Source organism: Chryseobacterium sp. (genome assembly GCF_022869225.1).
Taxonomy (GTDB): domain Bacteria; phylum Bacteroidota; class Bacteroidia; order Flavobacteriales; family Weeksellaceae; genus Chryseobacterium.
The window spans coordinates 3,879,592-3,899,621 of sequence record NZ_JALIHL010000001.1 but is presented as its reverse complement, the minus strand read 5'-3'; the positions used below and the strand labels follow the sequence as shown (position 1 = coordinate 3,899,621).

Genomic DNA, 20,030 nt, shown 5'->3' with positions numbered 1-20,030 from the left:
GTTTTTTTTTAATTGTTATTCCTGAGCGTTTAGTAGCAGATGCAACAAACTGATCTGTCTGAATTGCATGCATCCCCGATTCCCGGTCTGGTAGAGATCACTCCGCCGCCAGGTCCGCATAAAACACTGCATGGATTCAGGGAAACTATTCCTCCGTTAATCTCTTTTAATTCTGATCGGTTCAGATTTTTTGATTTTAAAAAGTTCGTTTTCATATTAAAATATTTTTAGTGAACTGTAAATTTAAAAATAACTATTTTAAAATCAAATATTTACATCAAACCAACTAGTTTATTCCAAAAAATTTCTGTAATTCTTCTACGTTTTTTTTATCATTTCCTACGAAGATCTCTTTTTCGGTAATGAAAACCGGTCTTTTCAAAAAGGTATAATGATCCAGCAGCAATTCTTTAAAGTCTTTTTCTGTCAGAGTCTTTACATCGAGTCCTCTCAGCTTAATCTGAGTGGATTTTTTACTGAACAATGCTTCGTATGATTTTGTTTTTTTATGCATTTCTTCCAGCTCTTCCCCGGTGATCGGTTCTTTTTTGATTTCTCTGAGTTCCCATCCCGTAAGGTCGAATTGAGCTAAAATTTTTCTGCAGGTATCACAGGTGTTAAGATAAAATACTTTCTTCATTATGGTTTATAAATCTGTTATTGATTAAAAAATCTTTTTCATTACCCTTTCGTCTTTCAAAAGTAGGATTTAATCTAAAACTTTGAAAATTATTAAATAACTTTATTCAAATTTTATAAAGATGGAGAACAAGCCTATTACTTTTCAGTTTATTTCAGAACCCTCAGATGTTAATTACGGAGGAAATGTACATGGCGGAAGTGTAATGAAATGGATTGATCAGGCAGGTTATGCATGTGCTACGACCTGGAGCGGAAATTATTCTGTAACAGTGTATGTAGGAGGAATCCGGTTTTATGAACCTATTAAGATCGGCGAAGTGGTAAAAGTAGATGCCCAGGTGATCTACACCGGTACTTCAAGTATGCATATTGCCATCAATGTCTATTCAAGAAACCTGAAGCAGCCGAATTTTGATAAAAAGACCCATTGTATCATTGTTTTTGTATCAGTGGATGAAAATGGGAAAAAACTGCCTGTTCCCAAATGGGTTCCTGAGACTGAAGAGGAAAAACAGCTGGAGCAATATGCCAAACGCCTGATGGAATTGAGGACTCAGATTGAAGATGAAATGAAACCTTTTTTGTAAAGAAACAATTGGGGTCCGGGGTTCACAATCCGGAAATGAAGTAAGAGGCCTGACCAGAAACATTCCAATAGTATAGAATATGAGACATATTTTCACCATCTCCGCTTTACTGATTATCAGTTTACTGCATTCCCAGACTCACAGATTCATGTATGAACTCCAGTATAAAATGGATTCTGCGGAAGCAGGTTACGAAAAGCTGAATATGATTCTGGATATCACTCCAAAAGAAGTTAAATTTTACGGGCAACATCTGGCCATTACAGATTCTTTAAATAAAAAATTCGGAATGAATTCCAGTCATACGGACATGTCCGGGCAGGTGGTCAAGCGAAAAACCAGCTCTTTTGATCATGAAAATTTCATCAATATTAAAAATGGATATTATTCATTTAAAACCACTGATAAAATCAACTGGAAAATTTCCGGCGAAACAAAAAAAGTTGATAACTATACCCTGCAGAAAGCAACGGCTGCATTTGGAGGCAGGAACTGGACAGCATGGTTTTGTAAAGATATTCCTTTTCATGAAGGGCCCTTTAAGTTTCGTGGACTGCCGGGTTTAATTTTTGAATTGTCAGATACTCAGAAAAATTTCATGTATCATCTTGTAAAAAGCAGGAAACTTCCCGGGATGTACTCTACAGAAGATTTTCTGGAATCCAACTTCGGAAATAAAGCGATTCCCATCAATGAAAAACAAAAATATAAGTTGATCATGGAGTTCTATAACGATCCGTTTGCTTTTGAAAGAAATAACTTCAGTAAAGCGAATAGTGATTTAAAAATCAATATCAATGGAAAAGAAATCCATAATGTTGATGAATTGAATACCCAAACCAAAAATATGCAGGAAGTGATAAGAAAATACAATAATCCGCTTGAGATTGATAAGGCGGTCCATTACCCGAAGTAACAATTTAAAAAATTTCAGTTATAAGCTTGCTGAAAGAAAGCAGATATATTATTTTTGTCAAACAGATTCTTATTTTTATATTTGCACGAACAAAAGGAAATGGTGTTCTTCCTTACCCAACCGCTCTACAAAAGCTGATGACGCCTGATTAAGAGATTATTAACCAATAACTTATCAGGAGTATTATGTCAAAAAGTCAGCGAACATTGAGTAAAAAAGCAGTTTTCCACACTCATTTTTTCTTCAGAAAATTTCCGGCTCTGCCTTATATTTTTAAATGGCTGGTCATCAGTATCATCATTGGTGCCTTAGCAGGAACGGCTTCTGCCGGATTTCTGCAATCGCTGGAATGGGCCACACATTTCAGAGAAAGTCATCTCTGGCTCATCGCATTGCTTCCCGTTGCAGGTTTTCTGATCGGACTTTTATATTATTACCAGGGAAAAGATGTTGAAGCTGGGAACAACCTTTTAATTGATACCATTCATAATCCAAGAGGAATCATTCCTTTCAAAATGGCGCCTTTTGTATATCTGGGAACGATTGCCACCCATCTCTTTGGGGGCTCAGCCGGACGCGAAGGAACTGCTCTTCAGATGGCCGGAGCAATTGCTGATCAGCTTAGCAATCCGTTCAAACTGGATAAGAACGAAAGAAAAACATTGATCATTGCTGCTATAGCAGCCGGTTTTGGTTCGGTTTTCGGAACTCCGCTGGCGGGTGCCGTTTTCGGTCTTGAGGTATTTCTGATAGGAAGAATACGTTATAACGCTATCTTTCCTGCTTTTGCTTCCGCTGTACTGGCAGATTGGGTCACGAATCTATGGAACGTAAAGCATACTCATTATCCTATTGATTTTATTCCTAAGCTGGCGTTTTTACCGATTCTGTACAGCATTTTAGCGGGAATAGCTTTTGGAATCTGTGCCGCTGCCTTCAGTAAAATGATTCATTGGATGGGCTCGGCTTTTAAATCAGGAATCACCTATCCTCCACTCCGTCCGGCAGCCGGCGGGATTATTATTGCTCTTGCGGTCCTTGCAATGGGAACAACGCGATATATAGGATTAGGGATTCCGGTCATTGTAGAATCTTTTGAAAAGCAGCTTCCGCTGTATGATTTTGTATTAAAGATGGTCTTTACCATAGTAACGCTTGCTGCAGGATTTAAAGGAGGTGAAGTAACTCCTTTGTTCTTTATAGGAGCCACATTGGGAAGCGCTTTATCGCTGTTTATCCCGCTTCCTTTCGGATTATTGGCAGGAATGGGATTTGTTGCCGTATTTGCCGGCGCTACCAATACGCCGCTGGCCTGTATGCTTATGGGTATTGAACTATTTGGGGCAGAATGCGGTGTTTATGTAGCGATTGCCTGTGTTGTTTCGTATCTTCTTTCAGGGCATAACAGCATTTATACCAGACAGCAAATCGGTGAAGCTAAGAATAAGAGATATGAAAACCAGCAGGATAAATCTATCTCGGACTTTTTGTAGAAAGGGGTTGGTTGATGGTTGGTAGTTGTGGTTAAGGGTAATGATGAAGGTTGAAAAAGATAATGAGCTAAGAAGTTTAGTTGATAGTTCAATATTAAAAGTTTGTATCCTGTCAACCATCAAACTGTCAGCTAGCAACTCTCAACCACCAACTCCATCACTGCATTACTCAACTTACAGCTATAATTCGTATTTTTACACCATGTTTGATTATAGGTTAAAAGTTTTCCATACCGTAGCTTCCAGGTTAAGTTTCACCAAAGCTTCGGAAGAGCTTCATATTTCCCAGCCGGCTGTTACCAAGCACATCAAGGAAATCGAGACTCAATTGGGCACAAAATTGTTTGACCGCAAAGGAACATCCATCCAGCTAACACAAAGCGGAAAGATCCTGTATGAATATGCCGAAAAAATCCGGGGCATTTACCGTGATCTTGAGTTTGAAATCAGCCAAATCAGCCAACAACATAAGGGAAAGCTGCTTATTGGAGCCAGTACAACTGTTGCGCAGTACATTTTACCGGAAATACTGGCTAAATTCAATACCTATTATAAAGATATCAAAGTTGAGCTTCTTACCGGAAACACCGAAACGATTTCAACCCTTTTAAAAGAGGAAAAAATAGACCTTGGAATCATTGAAGGGGAATCCCAGTCTTCCTATTTTGATTATCAACGTTTTAGGCCTGATGAAATTGTACTGGCAGCCAAAACGGATCACCCGCTAGCCAATAAGACTTTACAGCTAAAAGATCTGTATCACCTCAATCTTATCTTCCGCGAACATGGCTCCGGAACCCTGGAGTTTATTCAAAACCGGCTAAAGGAGAAAGAAATCAATATCAGTGAGCTCCATACGGTCATTCAGCTTGGGAGCAGTGAAAGTATTAAAAATTATCTTCTTCACTCAGACTGTATGGCTTTTCTTTCCATCAGTACTATTTTAAATGAGCTCAAGAATAATATTCTGACCGTTATTGATATTAAAAACTTCAGTATTGAAAGAGATTTTCACTTTATTCTTCCTAAAGGAGCGCAATCTGAATTGATTCAGCTTTTCCTGAGATTTGCAGAATGACAAGCAAGCAGTAAGCAGTAAGCAGTAAGCAGTAAGCAGTAAGCAGTAAGCAGTAAGCAGTAAGCAGTAAGCAAAGATATAACTTCTAGTTATTCAACATAACAAAATACAATTTACTTTGTAATAATAAATTGCGGAATTTTGATGCAGATTTTAAAAGTTCGCAGTATGAAAGATTTCATTCAAAATGAAACGACACGGAAAACAGTATTTATGATATTGGCGGGTTTATGCCTTACTCCATTTATATCTTCTCCCATAGCCCTTGCATCAGGCTTTATATTAGCTGTTTGCATCGGAAATCCATTTGAAAAGCATCTTCACCCATATATCCATCTCCTATTGCAGATCTCCATTGTCGGATTAGGATTCGGCTTAAAACTGGACGAAGCCCTCCATGCCGGAAAAACAGGATTGATACTAACTGTTGTCAGCATTGTAACCGTCATGGTTTTAGGCTATTTTTTAGGAAGGATATTCAAGCTCGAAAGACCATTAGCCTATCTGCTGTCTGCCGGAACAGCGATCTGCGGAGGGAGTGCCATTGCAGCTGTATCCCCTATTATTAAACCCGGCACCAGGCAGATTTCCCTGGCGCTGGCTATTGTTTTCACCTTAAATTCCATTGCTTTGTTTGTTTATCCGGCTATCGGGCACCTGCTGAATCTTTCACAGGAACAGTTCGGTCTATGGTGTGCTGTGGGAATACATGATACAAGTTCTGTAGTAGGTGCTGCGGGTAAGTATGGTAATGAAGCCCTGAAGGTAGCCACCACAGTGAAGCTGGCCCGTGCTTTATGGATCATTCCCGTTTCTGTGATCACCATGTTTATCTTTAAAAATAAAGAGTCTACAATAAAAATCCCATGGTTTATCGGGTATTTCATCCTTGCTATCCTCCTGAACACCTATTTCCCATTTTTTGACCGTTTTAGTACTGCAATAACTGCTTTGGCAAAATCCGGATTGAATCTGACCTTATTTTTCATAGGCTCTACCCTTTCTATCCAGACCCTGAAAACCATAGGCTTCAGGCCTTTGCTTACGGCTGTTCTCCTTTGGGTTACCATCAGTATTGGCAGCCTGCTCTATATTATTCATTAAAAAAAGCAGAACCCTCTTGATTTCAAGAGGGTTCTGCATATTAAATGTGGAAATGTTTATTTCATGTTGAAATAATTCTTTAGATCGCTGAGTCACCACAAGTATACACCTGAGGACAACCGATATACTGTACGCAGTACCATGGCCCAGGTTACAGAACCTGAACAGCTGCATCCGCAAAGAGATAAATCAGGGTTTCCACTTATTCCTCCTGCGATATTCTTTAGATCTTCTTTTCTTAATTTTTTAGCATTTTTAATAATGTTCATGTGATTTAGTTTTAATTAAACAATATAGTTTTAGTTACCTTCCAAAGTTAAACAAATATTAATTACACGCAACATAAATTAAAACAAATTTTATAATTTATTGATTATAAATCAATTAATATATTTAAAACAAGGATTAAAACATTATTATTTATTAAACAAAATTAATTATTCTATAAATTCAAGGTCTCTGTCATGGGTTTCTGAAATGGTCAATGAAGAATAAAATGCAAGACCGAACACCACCACCCCTACAATGGCTGCACTTTCCACCACTGAAAAATGATTTTTAAAGAAATCAAAAGCTAAAATCATCACCGGTACCAGCCCTCTTACCATATTGGGTACGGTGGTGGTAGCTGTATTCCGGATATTCGTTCCAAACTGCTCTGCAGCCAAGGTCACAAACATCGCCCAATATCCTGTTCCAAATCCTAACCATACACAGAACAGATAGTATTTGGTTTCTGTATTGGTATTTCCAAAAAGCATGACCGCTACTCCGACCAGAGTAAAGACCAGCATATAAAATATAGCCATTTTACGGGACTTTAAGGCATGTGAAATAAAACCACTCATCAGGTCACCGGCAGAAATCCCTATATAAGCCCACATAATAGCTTTTCCAGGGTTGAGGTCCTTTATTCCAAATTCAGGAGCAAATTGGTTAGCTAAAACCGCCAGAATCCCTATACAGTACCAGGTGGGCAATCCTACTGCAATGCATTTTACATACCTTATCAATCTGTCTTTATTCGTGAAAAAGGATAGAAAATTCCCTTTTGAAACACTTTTATGTTCAATATTCTTATAAATTCCGGATTCTGAAACGCTGATCCTTAACAGTAACAATAAGATTCCCATCACTCCTCCGATAATATACGAGATATTCCATCCACCAGCTAATTCTACGGTCAGCTGGGCTACTACAGCTCCCATTAGCCCGAAACCTGCCACTACCGAAGTTCCTATGGCTCTTAAGTTTTTAGGCAGGCTTTCTGAAACCAGCGTAATCCCGGCACCCAGTTCTCCTGCAAGGCCTATTCCTGCAATAAACCTTAAGCCTGCATATTGATACACCAAATGTTCTTTGGGAAAATAAGGAAGAAAACCACAGGCCATATTGGCCAGTGAGTAGACCAGAATAGATCCGAAAAGGACGGACAGCCTTCCTTTCTTATCTCCAAAGATTCCCCAGAAAACACCGCCGATAAGCAGTCCTACCATCTGGCAGTTTAGAATAAAGGTTCCATCAGCATCCGGATTAAGCCCCAACGCTTTCAGACTGGGGATTCTAACGATCCCGAATAAAAGAAGGTCATAAATATCAACAAAATAGCCTAAGGCGGAAATAATAACGGGAATAGAGAAAATGTACTTCAGTTTTGAAGACCGGGACAGTTCTTGCATTTTTAAGTTTTGATAAAAATAAAAAACCTTTCAATTTCTTGAAAGGTTTTTATTAAATATCTTAATCCGATTATTATCTGGCAATATTCACCGCTCTCGTTTCTCTGATTACTGTTACTTTTACCTGTCCCGGATAGGTAAGCTCATTCTGGATTTTTTCAGAGATATCGTATGATAACTGGGAAGCGACTTCGTCATTTACCTTTCCACTCTCTACCATTACCCTTAATTCTCTACCTGCCTGGATGGCATATGCACTTGATACTCCGTCAAAACTTAATGCGGCAGATTCAAGGTCTTTCAATCTCTGGATATATGATTCCAATACCTGTCTTCTTGCTCCCGGTCTTGCTCCTGAGATAGCATCCGCTACCTGAATGATCGGAGACAATAGGGATTTCATTTCAATTTCATCGTGGTGAGCTCCAATTGCATTAACCACTTCAGGATTTTCACCATATTTCTCAGCCCACTGCATTCCTAATAAAGCATGCGGTAATTCAGATTCCTGCTCAGGAACTTTACCGATATCGTGTAACAGACCTGCTCTTTTGGCCAGTTTTACGTTTAATCCTAATTCAGCAGCCATTGTTGCAGCGATGTTGGCTACTTCTCTTGAGTGCTGTAGTAAGTTTTGCCCGTAAGAAGAACGGTACTTCATTCTTCCTACGATTTTGATCAATTCAGGGTGTAATCCGTGGATTCCTAAATCAATGATTGTTCTTTTTCCTACTTCAATGATCTCCTCTTCTATTTGTTTTCTCGTTTTTTCCACCACTTCTTCGATTCTTGCCGGGTGAATTCTACCGTCTGTAACCAATCTGTGAAGGGATAATCTGGCGATTTCTCTTCTTACCGGATCGAAACATGAAAGAAGGATGGCCTCCGGCGTATCGTCAACGATAATTTCCACGCCTGTTACCGCTTCCAGAGCTCGGATATTTCTACCTTCTCTACCGATAATTCTACCTTTCACTTCATCAGATTCAATGTTGAAAACAGATACTGAATTTTCGATAGCCTGCTCGGTTCCGATTCTCTGAATGGTTTGGATAACGATTTTTCTCGCTTCATTTTTAGCATTCATCTGAGCTTCTTCCATAATGCTCTGAACGTGTGCCTGTGCTCTTGTTTTAGCTTCAGCCTTCATGGTTTCCACCAATTCTGCCTTAGCTTCATCAGCCGTGTAATTAGAGATTTTTTCAAGTATTTCAACTTTTTTTGCCGTAGCTGTATCTAATTCCTGCTGTTTTCTTTCTAAAATTTCATTCTTCTTAGCGTAATCTGCAATCTGCTTATCAAGATCCTTCTCCAGTTTTCCGGTTTTGCTAAGCTCATCATTCAGCTTATGCTCCTTGTCCTTGATTCTTTTTTCTACTTCCTGCATTTTCTTTTCACGGGACTGGATGTCAGCATCATGCTGAGATTTCAATTCCAGGAATTTTTCTTTAGCCTGAAGGTTCTTTTCTTTCTTTATGGATTCAGCTTGTACATTAGCTTTTTCTATAAGGTTTTCGGCATTTTTCTTTGCATCATCTATGATAAATTTTGCCTTAGTATTCAATGAGCTCCTGGAAAAAAACATCCCTATCACCGCCCCAATTACTAAACAAATAACGCCTACTATAATGGCTGTTGTCATAATATATATTGAGTTTTAATTGTCTTACTATTTAAATAAAAAAACCTACAACAATTCAGCGATTGAGAGTAAACTCCTAATCAACACGATTTGAACTGATTTCCACTGTCTGTAATCCGGGAATCCGGCACGCCATTCAATGGACATTTGCTCGGTAATTGTTTAGCGTTGAGTTTACCTTTAATGTGTTAGAATTATTGTAGGCAGTCTTTTTCAGGAAAAAAAATCTATTTCCCGATTTCATTCAACATTTGATTAATCTGAACTAATCTTTCGTTGGTTGAATTAATATTTTTTTCGTAGTTAAGAGAAAACACTTCCGCATTCGTCCCCAGTTTCAGGGCACACATTGCCAATGCATCCTGTTTATCTCTAACATCGAAGTTCTGTTCAAAATCTTTAATCATATTCTCGATCTGCTTCCCGACTTTACGCAAAGTTTCCTCCTCTGCTGCCGGTACGTTCAGCGGATATACCCTTCCTGCAATGTTTATGGTTATTCTCCTTACCTCCATTATAGTCCACTGTTTTGAAGCTGAGCAATACAGAAATCAATTTCTTTTACCAATCTGTTGATATGATTTTTCATTAACCTATTGTGTTCAGGATTTCCTGATATTGCTGAATAAAGTTTTATATTTTTTTGCTCTTCTGCTAATACCTGATTCTTTCTTCTCTCCTCGTCGTATTTCACCTTCAGTTCATCATGCTCAACACTTAATTCCGATAATCTTTCAGTAAGATTTTTATAATTCTTTTGCAGAGCCAAAATCTTTTTCTCTAATTCTGAAAAATTGTTTTCTAAATCTTGAAGCATTTCAGGTTTGTATATTCTAACTAGAAGCAAAAATAAAAAAATAATAACACTAACAAAAATAAAACGCTCTATATTTTGGTATCCCCATAAAAAAGGAGACGCAGATGCATCTCCTTTGTATTTTGAATATGATATTTCTTATTCGAATTTCAGCACAAACATTACGGCTCTCGTCTGCAATGTAGAGACTGCAGAAGCCCAATACGGAGGCGTAGTTGCATTATCTGCCACTTTTTCATTGTTCATGAAGAATGTTCCTCTGATGGCAGGAGTCAGTTTAAATTTGTTGAAATAAAACTGGATTCCCATTTCTGCAGACCATGCAAAATTATGGGTGGTAGATCTGAAGATCCCCTGCATATTGTCATCGGTAGAAGTTGCATTAGACTGCAGGTTTACTACATAATTGACTCCGGCTGCAACATAAGGTCTTGAATTGTACCATCTCTGCCCATGAAGCTCCAGCATAACAGGAATATCGATCAATGTAGATTTGATTTCTCTTACTTTATCTTTATCCTGCAGAGGGAAAGGCATGAAAGGAGGATTGGTTAAAGATCCGCCTGCATAGAGGTCATTAGATTGAGTATTAAAAGTCAACTGTCTTTGTGCAAACTGTAAACCCGGCTCTATTCTTACATCCAAATAGTCGTTCAGTCTCCATTTTGCAATAAGCCCGGCACCGAAACTGTAACTTTCCTTAGAGGTAACAAGATTTTGATTATCATTCATACCATACCTCGGGTGCAGTACAATGCGGTAGTCCAGTCTATTCCCGTTCAAATAAAAACCCCAACTGAATTTCTGCTCGTCGAAATCTTCCAACTTATCCATTCTGTTTCGGGTTCTAAATTGCGCGTTTGCAAAAACGGCAACATTTACTGAGGCTAAAACCAGTGCTCTTAATAAAAATTTATTCATAGGTTACTTTGTTGCTTTATAAATTGTGGCTATACCTAAACTTAGTTTTTTATATTCTACTTTCTTAAATCCCGTATCTAAAAGAATTTGCTTCATCTTTTCCCCGAAAGGAAAAGCATTTACAGAATCCGGAAGGTATGTATACGCCCTATTATCTTTGGAAACCAGTCTGCCTATGGCAGGTAATATATTTTGAAATAAAACATATAAAGCGGTCCCATCAAACCCTCAACCTTTGAAAACTCCAGTATATAAACACTCTTGTTATCTTTAACTACTCTTCTTAACTCTGCCAAACCTTTGGTAAGGTTCTCAAAATTCCTCACTCCAAATGCAACGGAAACAGCATCAAATCTATTGTCCTCGAAAGGCAGATTTTCTGCATCCCCCTTTTGCATTGAAATTTTGCCGTCTAATTTAAGTTTTTTTATTTTAATAACGCCAACATTAAGCATTTGTTGTGATAAATCTAATCCAACTACTTTTGAACCGGTTCCTTTTTCAATGGTAATTGCCAGATCTCCCGTTCCTGTAGCTACATCCAGCACTTCCTGCGGATTATCATTTTTCATCCATTTAACCAGTTTATTTCTCCATAAAATGTCAATTTTCATGGATAAAACACGGTTTAAAAGGTCATACTTCGGCGCAATATTGTCGAACATATCCTCTACCTGGCTTTTCTTGGTAGCCTCTGAATTGTAGGGAGTAACTTTGGTGATATCTTTTGTCAAAACTTAAAACTTGTAATATTCTTTATAATAATTTAGGTAATCCTGCTTTCTGAAGATCTTGGATCTCGATTCCACTTTCTGGATATTCTTGATGATTTTGTCATAATCTTCATCCACATTGTAGTAAAAATCTTCTGTGTAAAGCTTATTGAAACGCTTTGGGGCTCCGAAATAATCCTTTCCGTCAATTGTCGTCTTATCAAGGGCCAGCAATAACGAATCCTTTTTAAGGTTATATCCGTAATACTGATCATTCACATAATAATCCTGATGCGCAATATTAATCAAACCCCGAAGTTTGTTCACTTCAAATGCTGAATCATAAAGCATTTTTTTATTCTGATCAAAAACCTGAATAGAGTTTTTCCCTTTATTCAAATCCACATGCACATACTGCCCCGCTGAAATGATTCCTTCAGAACCATTATTGATTTTAAAATAATACGTGTTGGGGGTAGGATTATCTACAACATAATAATTCTTCTTGGCTAAAAAAAGGAAGTAGATCCCAAAGGCAACGATAAATGCCACAGCTGCAATAAGTAAGCCTTTTAAGGACGAGTTGTTTTTCATAGATTGTAAAGTACAATTTTTGCAAATTTAATAATATTTTTAATTCTCCGTTATTAATATTAATTATTAACTTTGCAACTTTAAAAAAATCATATAAACGAATGCCGAATACGATCATTATTGGCTCTGGATCTTACATCCCGAACAGAGTTATTGGTAGAGATTACTTCATGAATTCCGAGTTCTACACAGAAGACGGGGTAAAAATTGAAAAGCCTGTGGAAGAAACCATTGCGAAGTTTGTAGAAATTACAGAAATCGAAAACAGGCGATTCATTGAGGATGATCTTTCCAACTCACAGATCGGTTATGAAGCCGCAAAAATTGCCCTTGAGGATGCAAAAGTAGACGGCGAAGAACTGGATTATATTATTTATGCAAGTAATTTCGGGGAAGTTACCGAACACGGATACGCTGATTTCATGCCAACCATGGCTGCAAGAGTAAAGAATAAACTCGGAATCAAAAACAGAAAATGCGTAACGTATGATATGCTTTTCGGATGCCCGGGATGGGTAGAATCCATGATATTAGCGGACAATTTAATCAAGGCTAAAGTAGCCAAAACAATCCTGATAATCGGTGGGGAAACTTTAAGCCGTGTGACTGATCCGCATGACCGAAACAGAATGATTTTTGCTGACGGTGCAGGTGCGGTAGTTGTAAAAGCTACTGATGATGAAAATGTAGGGATTATTGCTCACAATACAATCTGTGACAACGGCCCGGAATTGAACTATCTTGAAAATGCTCCATCCATCAATAAAGAAGTTGACCAAAGACGTCTTTATGTGAGAATGCTGGGAAGAAAAATCTATGAATACGCTCTTAAGAACGTTCCGGTTGCCATCAAAGACACCATTACAGATGCAGGTCTTTCTATTGAAGATATCGATAAAATCCTGATCCACCAGGCCAATGCCAAAATGGATTATGCGATGATTGAAAGACTTCACAGGCTTTATGACGTCAAAGAATACGATCATGCAATCTCCCCTATGACCATTCAGGATCTTGGGAATACCTCTGTAGCAACCATTCCTACAATGTATGATTTAATAATTAAAGGAAAAATGGCAGGTCAATCGTTTAAAGATAATGGTAACATTGTGATGACTTCGGTAGGTGCCGGAATGAACATCAATGCTATCGTTTACAGATTTCCTTAAAAATATTTAAACAACAGAAAATATAAAAAGCACAGGAAATTATTCTTTGTGCTTTTTTTAAATCAGACTATGCAAAAGAATTTTTTAATCATTGCCGGGATCTTCCTGTTTTTAGAGATCTATATTTACCAGGCGATAAGAACGCTGACAGACAATTTTTGGTTGCGGACCGGCTATTGGGTGATATCTTTAATTATTTATGGCGTTTTTGCTTACGAGGTGACTCATTATCAGCGGTCAGAACGGAGCATGATGAGGGCTCAGATCATGATTTCCTTATTTTTAGTATTTATCCTTCCCAAAATTTTCGTGGTTCTGTTTTTATTAATTGATGACATCTTCAGAACGGGTGGTTATTTGGTAGGATTAACACGACCGACGGACCACTTTTTCCCGGAGAGAAGAAAATTTCTGAGTCTGGTAGGACTGGGAATGAGCGGCGTCCTTTCCGCACTCTTCATTGATGGTATTACCTTCGGAAAATACCGCCATAAAGTAAGAAGGGTAAAAGTAAAACTGACGAATCTCCCGAACAGCTTCAAAGGCTATAAGGTCATTCAGATTTCTGATGTCCACAGCGGAAGTTTCTCGGACCCGAGTAAGCTCCAGCACGCTGTAGACCTGATCAATGAACAAAATCCTGACCTGGTACTATTTACCGGAGATATGGTGAACAATGTAGCTGATGAGTTCAAACCATTCATACCTCTATTTTCAAAAATAAAAGCTAAAGACGGAAAATTTGCGGTACTTGGAAATCATGATTATGGTGATTATATAACCTGGGCTTCACCGGATGCCAAAAAGAAAAATCTTGATACCCTGATCGACTATGAAAGACAGGCAGGCTTTGACATGCTGAGAAATGAAAACAGGGTCATTGAAAAAAACGGAGAAAAATTATTCATCCTGGGAGTTGAAAACTGGGGACTGAAACCGTTCCCCCAATTTGGTAAAATTGATGACGCTTTAAAAAACATACCGGATTCCGCGACAAAAATTTTAATGAGCCATGATCCTACCCATTTTGATTATGTGGTAAAAAAACACCCGGGAAACATTCATTTAACCCTTTCAGGGCACACCCACGGAATGCAGTTTGGCCTGGATCTTAAAAATATCAAATGGTCACCGGTTCAGTACCGGTACCCGAAATGGGCAGACCTTTACGAAAGCGAAGGGAAGCTGCTGTATGTCAACAGAGGCTTTGGCGTATTGGGTTATCCGGGAAGAGTCGGGGTATTACCGGAGATTACTCTTTTTGAATTGAGCTAGCAAGGTGCGGGAAGCGGGGTGTGAGACAATCTACGTCTACCGTCTGCAACTTAAAAAATATAATCTTTCATACGGGAAACGGCTAGTTCTTTCTCGTTGATAAACGTAAGGAGGGCATCTAATTTGTCCTCCATTTTTTTGCCCGAAAACAGACTCCTGTAAAAAGGAATCTCAAAACGGTACTTTTTAAAGTCTGTAAACTGCCATGAATTGAGATAGATCAGTACAAATTCCTCATTCTGCAGTGTTTCCAGCATCATATTCTGGTAATATTTCATCGGCAGGATCTGAAACACAAAATCATTGTAGGGCAATTGACTGTAAGGAGAGATACTTTCCGGTACGATACTCAATCCGTCCTCCTCGGTAATTTCCGTATCCCGTTTCAGACGTTTGAACGGGAACAGAATATTGGCATTGTCGATATTGGAAACGTAATTAAACTCCAGCAGCTTCAAATTTTCCTGCGGCACTTTTACATCCTTCTGACGAATTCCTCGGATCTGTTTTTCCAAAAGATCCTGAATATTCCGCTTGGCATTTTCAAGTTCCGTAAGATTGGAACCTTTATTATAAAAAGCAATTTCATGCCCTTTGGATGAAATTGCTTTTATAAGATTCTGCAGTTTTTCAACGAGCGCAACCTCAACGAAAAAACTTGCTTTTATGTCATGAATATCTAAAATTCTCAGAATTGCTTTGGTATTATCTTCTGTCGTTTTCAGCCTTTCTTCACCGGTGATTGTGAAGCCGTTTTTTGCTTCCGCTTCGATATTTACAATATTGAAAGTCAATAATACCATTTAAATTAAATTCTATATAAAATTTATAATAAACTAAAAATCAGATGTTAAAATAAAAATTAATTAAAGCATTACTTTACATTATTAATCCTTAGCCAATTTTACTTTAAGATTCTTGATCATATCTTTTGTCATTTCAGAAATCCCGAAATCATACGTCAGACCCCAGTCCTTTTTAGCCACTGAATCATCAATTGAAGCCGGCCAGGAATCGGCAATAGCCTGTCTGAAATCCGGGTTGTAATCAATGGTGAAATCAGGAATTTCTTTCTTAATTTCTTCTGCCAGTTCTTTTGGGGTAAATGACATTCCTCCCAAATTATAAGAGGAACGAACCGATAGGTTTTTCTTTTGGAGCTTCCATTAATTTCAAGGTTGCATTGATGGCATCATCCATATATAGCATCGGCATTCCTGTATTCTCAGAAATGAAACTTGTATATTTCCCCTCCTCTATTGCTTTATAGAAAATCTCAACAGCATAATCGGTTGTTCCGCCTCCCGCAGGAGTCTTCCAGGAGATCAATCCCGGGTATCTGATACTTCTTACATCCACTCCGTATTTATCGAAATAGTATTCACACCATTTTTCACCCGCCATTTTAGAAATCCCGTAAACCGTTGTTGGGTTCAGTACCACCTCCTGGCCTACATTTTCCTTTGGAATTCCTTTTCCAAACACCGCGATTGAACTTGGCCAGAAGATCTTTTTAATAAGTCCTTCCTTCGCCATTTCGCAAAAATGAAGCAGAGGCTCCAGGTTGAGTTTCCAGGCGAAAACAGGCTGCTTTTCGGAAGTTCCGGATAAAAGCGAAGCTAAGTGATACACAGTAGTGATGTCATAATCCTGAATCACCTGCCTTACTAATTGTGTATTAGTAACATCCATTCTTTCATAATGCCCTGCAGAGGTAATTCCTTCCTGCCATCTGTCCAGTCCTGAAGCGACTACATTCTCCGCTCCGTGGATTTCAACAAGTCTATTGGTAAGTTCGGTGCCGATTTGTCCAAGAGCACCCGTAATCAGTATTCTTTCCGTATAGGATTCCATTTTTCAGATTTTTTTAGAATTGTACAAAAGTAAAAAAAACATGTCAACCATAATACAAAAGGTGTACTTAAAAAAAACATCATCCGGAACAGGCATCGAAAATCATCCACGGACATGCCCCTTTTGTGAATATCTGATTGTCCATAATAGCAGCATATGTTACCGGAACCGATCTGATCTACAGCACGGGCAATGGTCTGCTTTTTCAAGCCTGAAAGGGAGATTATGATTATTTTAAACAAAAAACTTTTTACATCATTATCGTTGACTATGATTTACACAAAAATCTATAATTTTGTTTCATAGAAAAACAATCGTATGAAGAAGATTTTAATTGTGTCGATCTTATTAGCCAGCCAATTAGGCTGGGCTCAATTTACAGATATCAGCATTGTAAAGGAAGTAAAAGTAAAAAATAAAGGAGTGGTCGTATCTGCGCACCCTTTGGCCAGTGAAGCCGGTGCCAGCATATTAAAAATGGGCGGAAATGCTTATGATGCAGTTACAGCCACCCAGTATGCTTTGGCTGTAGTATATCCTCAGGCAGGAAACATCGGCGGCGGCGGATTTTTGGTAGGCGTAAAAAATACCGGTGAAAGATTCACTTTAGACTATAGGGAAACCGCTCCCAAAAAAGCTTCCAGAGATATGTATCTGGATAAAAAAGGAAGAGCAGATACTGACCTTTCGCAGAACGGAAGACTTGCTGTAGGGATCCCCGGAAGTGTAGCCGGCTTTTTGCGACCTTAAAGTACTGTAAACTTCCGATGGAAAAGATCATCCAGCCTGCTATCGATCTTGCAGAACAGGGATTTGCCATTACAGAACAGGAAGCCGATATGTTGAATAATAACAGGGAGCACTTCAAGAAACACAACCAGTCTTCTACCGTTTTTGTAAAAGATACCCCCTGGAAAGCAGGTGATATATTAGTTCAGAAAGAATTGGCTGAAACGTTAAAATTGATTCAGAAACTAGGAGCTAAAGGTTTCTATGAAGGAAAAACAGCCCAGCTTCTGGTGGCAGAAATGAAGAGAGGCAATGGAATTATCACCCTGGAAGACCTTAAAAATTATAAAGTTGCTGAAAGAAAAGCCCTAGAATTCGATTATAAAGGAAACCGTGTCGTTTCTATGCCACTCCCTTCAAGCGGCGGACTGCTACTTGCCCAAATGCTTAGAATGGCAAGCTTTGAAAATCTTGAAAAATATCAGCAGAACTCCACAAAAGCAGTTCAGATTATGACCGAAGCTGAAAGAAGAGCCTTTGCAGACCGAGCGGAATACATGGGTGATCCTGACTTTATTGAGGACAAAACATCGTACCTTATCTCTGATGAATATCTGAAAAACAGATGGAAAAGTTTCAGTTTCAATAAGGCCACTCCAAGTGCAGAAGTGGGAAAAATCATCCCTCAGCCTAAAGAATCTACCCAAACCACTCATATTTCTGTCCTTGATAAGGATGGAAACGCTGCCTCTGTGACGACAACCCTTAACGGATATTACGGAAGTAAGGTCGTGGTTTCCGGAGCAGGATTCTTTTTAAATAATGAAATGGACGACTTTTCTATCAAACCCGGGGTACCGAATATGTTTGGTGCTGTAGGAGGTGAAGCCAACGCAATCCAGCCCAATAAAAGAATGCTGTCTTCCATGACCCCTACCATCCTGCTTAAGAACGGAAAGCCTTATATGGTGGTGGGAACGCCGGGGGGAACTACCATCCCTACTTCAGTGTATCAGTCTATTGTCAATGTAGTTGATTTTAAATTAAATGCCAACATTTCCGTGAATGCTCCCAAGTTCCACCATCAGTGGCTTCCGGAATCAATAAAGGTAGAGAACAACTTCCCGCAAAGTACCATTTCTGAGCTGGAAAGTAAAAATTATGTCATTGAAAAGGTAAAACAGATCGGAAAAACAGAAATGATTGTACTGGACGAAAATGGAAACATTCATGCCGTGGCAGATGGCCGTGGAGATGATTCCGTAGCCACTGAATAATTGAGTGACTCCCAAAAATATAGCCTATAAAAACAGGGTTGGAATTTTTATTCCAGCCCTTTCTTTATGCCTGATAATCAATGAATACTTTCAAATAAAAAAGCTGATAACTTGTAATATATTCTTCAAATTCTATGACTTCTATCATGTTTTTAGAAAAAATTCATAATTTCGCCCTTTAAAAACATTTCCTTTTGAAATCAAAAAAATTTTATCAGCAGCTTTATTTTCAGGTTATCATCGCAATTATTGCAGGTATTCTTTTAGGAAAATTCTATCCAGAAGTAGGAGAAAGCATGAAACCTCTGGGTGACGGTTTCATTAAATTAGTAAAAATGATTATTGCTCCTGTTATCTTTATTACCCTTACCCTGGGAATTGCCCATATGACGGATCTTAAAAAGGTGGGAAGAATTGCCGTAAAAGCAATGCTCTACTTTTTTACATTTTCAACATTAGCGCTGATTATCGGTTTAATTGTAGGCAATGTCCTGCAGCCTGGCCATGGTTTAAATATTGATCCTGTTACCCTTTCAGGAGACGTTTCACAATATAAGGCGAAAGCTCATGAGTCAACGCTTACGGGCTTCATCATGAATATTATCCCGGATACGCTTTTCAGTCCGCTAGTAGGAGACAATATTCTTCAGGTTCTCCTTGTAGCGATTTTAATGGGTGTTGCCCTGGTTTTAACCAAAGAAAAAAGCCAGAAGGTAACGGATTTTCTACAGAACTTATCTGCCCCCATATTCAAGATCGTTCATATATTAATGAAGCTGGCACCTATAGGTGCTTTTGGAGCAATGGCCTTTACCATAGGAAAATACGGGCTTCATTCTGTTCTGAACCTGATATTCCTGGTGGCAACCTTCTATATTACTTCTATCCTTTTTATTGTGGTGGTTTTGGGAGCTGTAGCATGGTATAACGGAGTGAATATATTCAAGCTCTTGTTTTACCTTAAAGAAGAACTTCTTTTGGTATTGGGAACCAGTTCATCAGAATCAGCTCTTCCCGGCCTGATGGAAAAACTGGAAAAAGCAGGCTGCTCAAAAGCTATTGTAGGTTTGGTAGTGCCCACCGGCTATTCTTTCAATCTGGATGGAACAAATATTTATATGACTCTGGCCTCTCTTTTTATAGCGCAGGCGCTCAATATTCATCTTCCCCTGGAAAAACAGCTGATCCTTCTTCTGGTGGCCATGCTTAGTTCGAAGGGAGCTGCAGGAGTTACAGGAGCAGGATTTGTTACCCTGGCTGCAACGCTGGCAGTTGTTCCTGAAGTTCCTCTTGCAGGAATGACATTGATACTGGGCATTGATAAATTCATGAGCGAATGCAGGGCATTGACCAATGTGATTGGAAATTCCGTAGCCACGATCGTAGTTGCCAACTGGGAAAAACAATTGGATAAAGAACAGCTTCAATACTGCCTGGATCATCCGGCTGAAGTTGAGAAAAAACTGGAAATGTGATGGCAGGTGGCAGAGATCAGGCAAGCAACCTTATACTTTCAACCTTGCTCTTCATGAATGAATTT

Annotated in this window: 18 protein-coding genes, 3 pseudogenes and 1 riboswitch; of the genes and pseudogenes, 9 read left to right on the top strand and 12 right to left on the bottom strand. The window is 38.7% G+C overall.

Going from position 1 to position 20,030, the window contains the following annotated elements:
• Window positions 1–29: 29 nt before the first annotated feature.
• Window positions 30–215, bottom strand: a complete 186-nt coding sequence (locus tag MUW56_RS18245; protein WP_292014525.1) for a hypothetical protein — start codon at window positions 213–215, stop codon at window positions 30–32.
• A gap of 71 nt (window positions 216–286) precedes the next feature.
• Complete coding sequence (locus MUW56_RS18240) at window positions 287–640, bottom strand: arsenate reductase family protein (protein WP_292014524.1); 354 nt, start codon at window positions 638–640, stop codon at window positions 287–289.
• Window positions 641–761: 121 nt separating this feature from the next.
• Here MUW56_RS18240 and MUW56_RS18235 point away from each other — a divergent pair, with 121 nt between their 5' ends.
• From MUW56_RS18235 to MUW56_RS18215, 5 genes are all read left to right on the top strand, one after another.
• Complete coding sequence (locus MUW56_RS18235; protein ID WP_292014523.1) at window positions 762–1,229, top strand: acyl-CoA thioesterase; 468 nt, start codon at window positions 762–764, stop codon at window positions 1,227–1,229.
• Window positions 1,230–1,308: 79 nt separating this feature from the next.
• Window positions 1,309–2,145, top strand: a complete 837-nt coding sequence (locus tag MUW56_RS18230) for a GLPGLI family protein (protein WP_292014522.1) — start codon at window positions 1,309–1,311, stop codon at window positions 2,143–2,145.
• An 86-nt stretch (window positions 2,146–2,231) separates the two neighbouring features.
• Window positions 2,232–2,299, top strand: a riboswitch (Fluoride riboswitch).
• A gap of 31 nt (window positions 2,300–2,330) precedes the next feature.
• Window positions 2,331–3,638: a voltage-gated chloride channel family protein gene (locus MUW56_RS18225; RefSeq protein WP_292014521.1), complete on the top strand. Its 1,308-nt coding sequence runs from the start codon at window positions 2,331–2,333 to the stop codon at window positions 3,636–3,638.
• A 202-nt stretch (window positions 3,639–3,840) separates the two neighbouring features.
• Window positions 3,841–4,716, top strand: coding sequence for a LysR family transcriptional regulator (locus MUW56_RS18220; RefSeq protein WP_292014520.1), 876 nt, complete (start codon window positions 3,841–3,843; stop codon window positions 4,714–4,716).
• A gap of 168 nt (window positions 4,717–4,884) precedes the next feature.
• Window positions 4,885–5,820, top strand: coding sequence for a putative sulfate exporter family transporter (locus MUW56_RS18215; protein WP_292014519.1), 936 nt, complete (start codon window positions 4,885–4,887; stop codon window positions 5,818–5,820).
• Between the two features lie 92 nt (window positions 5,821–5,912).
• Here MUW56_RS18215 and MUW56_RS18210 read toward each other — a convergent pair whose 3' ends face one another.
• The 8 genes and pseudogenes from MUW56_RS18210 to MUW56_RS18175 form a co-directional block, all read right to left on the bottom strand.
• Complete coding sequence (locus tag MUW56_RS18210; RefSeq protein WP_292014518.1) at window positions 5,913–6,089, bottom strand: hypothetical protein; 177 nt, start codon at window positions 6,087–6,089, stop codon at window positions 5,913–5,915.
• Window positions 6,090–6,257: 168 nt separating this feature from the next.
• Window positions 6,258–7,499, bottom strand: coding sequence for an MFS transporter (locus MUW56_RS18205; RefSeq protein ID WP_292014517.1), 1,242 nt, complete (start codon window positions 7,497–7,499; stop codon window positions 6,258–6,260).
• 73 nt (window positions 7,500–7,572) lie between these two features.
• Entirely contained in the window at window positions 7,573–9,141 is a 1,569-nt protein-coding gene (rny, locus tag MUW56_RS18200; protein WP_292014516.1) for a ribonuclease Y, read from the bottom strand.
• A 227-nt stretch (window positions 9,142–9,368) separates the two neighbouring features.
• Entirely contained in the window at window positions 9,369–9,656 is a 288-nt protein-coding gene (locus tag MUW56_RS18195) for a cell division protein ZapA (protein ID WP_292014515.1), read from the bottom strand.
• A complete protein-coding gene (locus MUW56_RS18190; RefSeq protein ID WP_292014514.1) occupies window positions 9,656–9,958 on the bottom strand; it encodes a hypothetical protein in 303 nt (100 codons plus the stop codon). Before MUW56_RS18190 ends, MUW56_RS18195 begins: the two co-directional genes overlap by 1 nt.
• A 138-nt stretch (window positions 9,959–10,096) precedes the next feature.
• The gene (locus MUW56_RS18185; RefSeq protein ID WP_292014513.1) at window positions 10,097–10,879 is read right to left on the bottom strand and encodes a porin family protein; all 783 of its coding nucleotides are present in this window, start codon (window positions 10,877–10,879) and stop codon (window positions 10,097–10,099) included.
• 3 nt (window positions 10,880–10,882) lie between these two features.
• Window positions 10,883–11,544, bottom strand: a pseudogene (gene ubiE, locus MUW56_RS18180) (bifunctional demethylmenaquinone methyltransferase/2-methoxy-6-polyprenyl-1,4-benzoquinol methylase UbiE).
• Between the two features lie 72 nt (window positions 11,545–11,616).
• A complete protein-coding gene (locus MUW56_RS18175; protein WP_292014512.1) occupies window positions 11,617–12,186 on the bottom strand; it encodes a hypothetical protein in 570 nt (189 codons plus the stop codon).
• A 101-nt stretch (window positions 12,187–12,287) separates the two neighbouring features.
• Here MUW56_RS18175 and MUW56_RS18170 point away from each other — a divergent pair, with 101 nt between their 5' ends.
• Both MUW56_RS18170 and MUW56_RS18165 read left to right on the top strand, forming a co-directional pair.
• Complete coding sequence (locus MUW56_RS18170; protein ID WP_292014511.1) at window positions 12,288–13,355, top strand: 3-oxoacyl-ACP synthase III family protein; 1,068 nt, start codon at window positions 12,288–12,290, stop codon at window positions 13,353–13,355.
• 69 nt (window positions 13,356–13,424) lie between these two features.
• On the top strand, window positions 13,425–14,630 hold the full coding sequence (locus MUW56_RS18165) for a metallophosphoesterase (RefSeq protein ID WP_292014510.1): 1,206 nt from the start codon (window positions 13,425–13,427) through the stop codon (window positions 14,628–14,630).
• A 50-nt stretch (window positions 14,631–14,680) separates the two neighbouring features.
• Here the strand turns inward: MUW56_RS18165 and MUW56_RS18160 are convergent, their stop codons facing one another.
• Together MUW56_RS18160 and MUW56_RS18155 are read right to left on the bottom strand one after the other, a co-directional pair.
• Window positions 14,681–15,433 (bottom strand): polysaccharide deacetylase family protein, encoded by a 753-nt coding sequence (locus MUW56_RS18160; RefSeq protein ID WP_292014509.1) that lies wholly within the window; start codon window positions 15,431–15,433, stop codon window positions 14,681–14,683.
• Window positions 15,434–15,517: 84 nt separating this feature from the next.
• Window positions 15,518–16,484, bottom strand: a pseudogene (locus MUW56_RS18155) (NAD-dependent epimerase/dehydratase family protein).
• A gap of 318 nt (window positions 16,485–16,802) precedes the next feature.
• On the opposite strand from MUW56_RS18155, the pseudogene ggt reads away from it, so the two are divergent.
• Window positions 16,803–18,490, top strand: a pseudogene (ggt, locus tag MUW56_RS18150) (gamma-glutamyltransferase).
• 194 nt (window positions 18,491–18,684) lie between these two features.
• The gene (locus MUW56_RS18145) at window positions 18,685–19,965 is read left to right on the top strand and encodes a dicarboxylate/amino acid:cation symporter (protein WP_292014508.1); all 1,281 of its coding nucleotides are present in this window, start codon (window positions 18,685–18,687) and stop codon (window positions 19,963–19,965) included.
• Window positions 19,966–20,030 lie beyond the last annotated feature (65 nt).

What these genes read in the sequence shown, in the direction of transcription:
- MUW56_RS18245 (WP_292014525.1), bottom strand. Translation starts at nt 215, where the DNA reads ATGAAAACGAACTTTTTAAAATCAAAAAATCTGAACCGATCAGAATTA.
- MUW56_RS18240 (WP_292014524.1), bottom strand. Translation starts at nt 640, where the DNA reads ATGAAGAAAGTATTTTATCTTAACACCTGTGATACCTGCAGAAAAATT.
- MUW56_RS18235 (WP_292014523.1), top strand. Translation starts at nt 762, where the DNA reads ATGGAGAACAAGCCTATTACTTTTCAGTTTATTTCAGAACCCTCAGAT.
- MUW56_RS18230 (WP_292014522.1), top strand. Translation starts at nt 1,309, where the DNA reads ATGAGACATATTTTCACCATCTCCGCTTTACTGATTATCAGTTTACTG.
- MUW56_RS18225 (WP_292014521.1), top strand. Translation starts at nt 2,331, where the DNA reads ATGTCAAAAAGTCAGCGAACATTGAGTAAAAAAGCAGTTTTCCACACT.
- MUW56_RS18220 (WP_292014520.1), top strand. Translation starts at nt 3,841, where the DNA reads ATGTTTGATTATAGGTTAAAAGTTTTCCATACCGTAGCTTCCAGGTTA.
- MUW56_RS18215 (WP_292014519.1), top strand. Translation starts at nt 4,885, where the DNA reads ATGAAAGATTTCATTCAAAATGAAACGACACGGAAAACAGTATTTATG.
- MUW56_RS18210 (WP_292014518.1), bottom strand. Translation starts at nt 6,089, where the DNA reads ATGAACATTATTAAAAATGCTAAAAAATTAAGAAAAGAAGATCTAAAG.
- MUW56_RS18205 (WP_292014517.1), bottom strand. Translation starts at nt 7,499, where the DNA reads ATGCAAGAACTGTCCCGGTCTTCAAAACTGAAGTACATTTTCTCTATT.
- rny (WP_292014516.1), bottom strand. Translation starts at nt 9,141, where the DNA reads ATGACAACAGCCATTATAGTAGGCGTTATTTGTTTAGTAATTGGGGCG.
- MUW56_RS18195 (WP_292014515.1), bottom strand. Translation starts at nt 9,656, where the DNA reads ATGGAGGTAAGGAGAATAACCATAAACATTGCAGGAAGGGTATATCCG.
- MUW56_RS18190 (WP_292014514.1), bottom strand. Translation starts at nt 9,958, where the DNA reads ATGCTTCAAGATTTAGAAAACAATTTTTCAGAATTAGAGAAAAAGATT.
- MUW56_RS18185 (WP_292014513.1), bottom strand. Translation starts at nt 10,879, where the DNA reads ATGAATAAATTTTTATTAAGAGCACTGGTTTTAGCCTCAGTAAATGTT.
- MUW56_RS18175 (WP_292014512.1), bottom strand. Translation starts at nt 12,186, where the DNA reads ATGAAAAACAACTCGTCCTTAAAAGGCTTACTTATTGCAGCTGTGGCA.
- MUW56_RS18170 (WP_292014511.1), top strand. Translation starts at nt 12,288, where the DNA reads ATGCCGAATACGATCATTATTGGCTCTGGATCTTACATCCCGAACAGA.
- MUW56_RS18165 (WP_292014510.1), top strand. Translation starts at nt 13,425, where the DNA reads ATGCAAAAGAATTTTTTAATCATTGCCGGGATCTTCCTGTTTTTAGAG.
- MUW56_RS18160 (WP_292014509.1), bottom strand. Translation starts at nt 15,433, where the DNA reads ATGGTATTATTGACTTTCAATATTGTAAATATCGAAGCGGAAGCAAAA.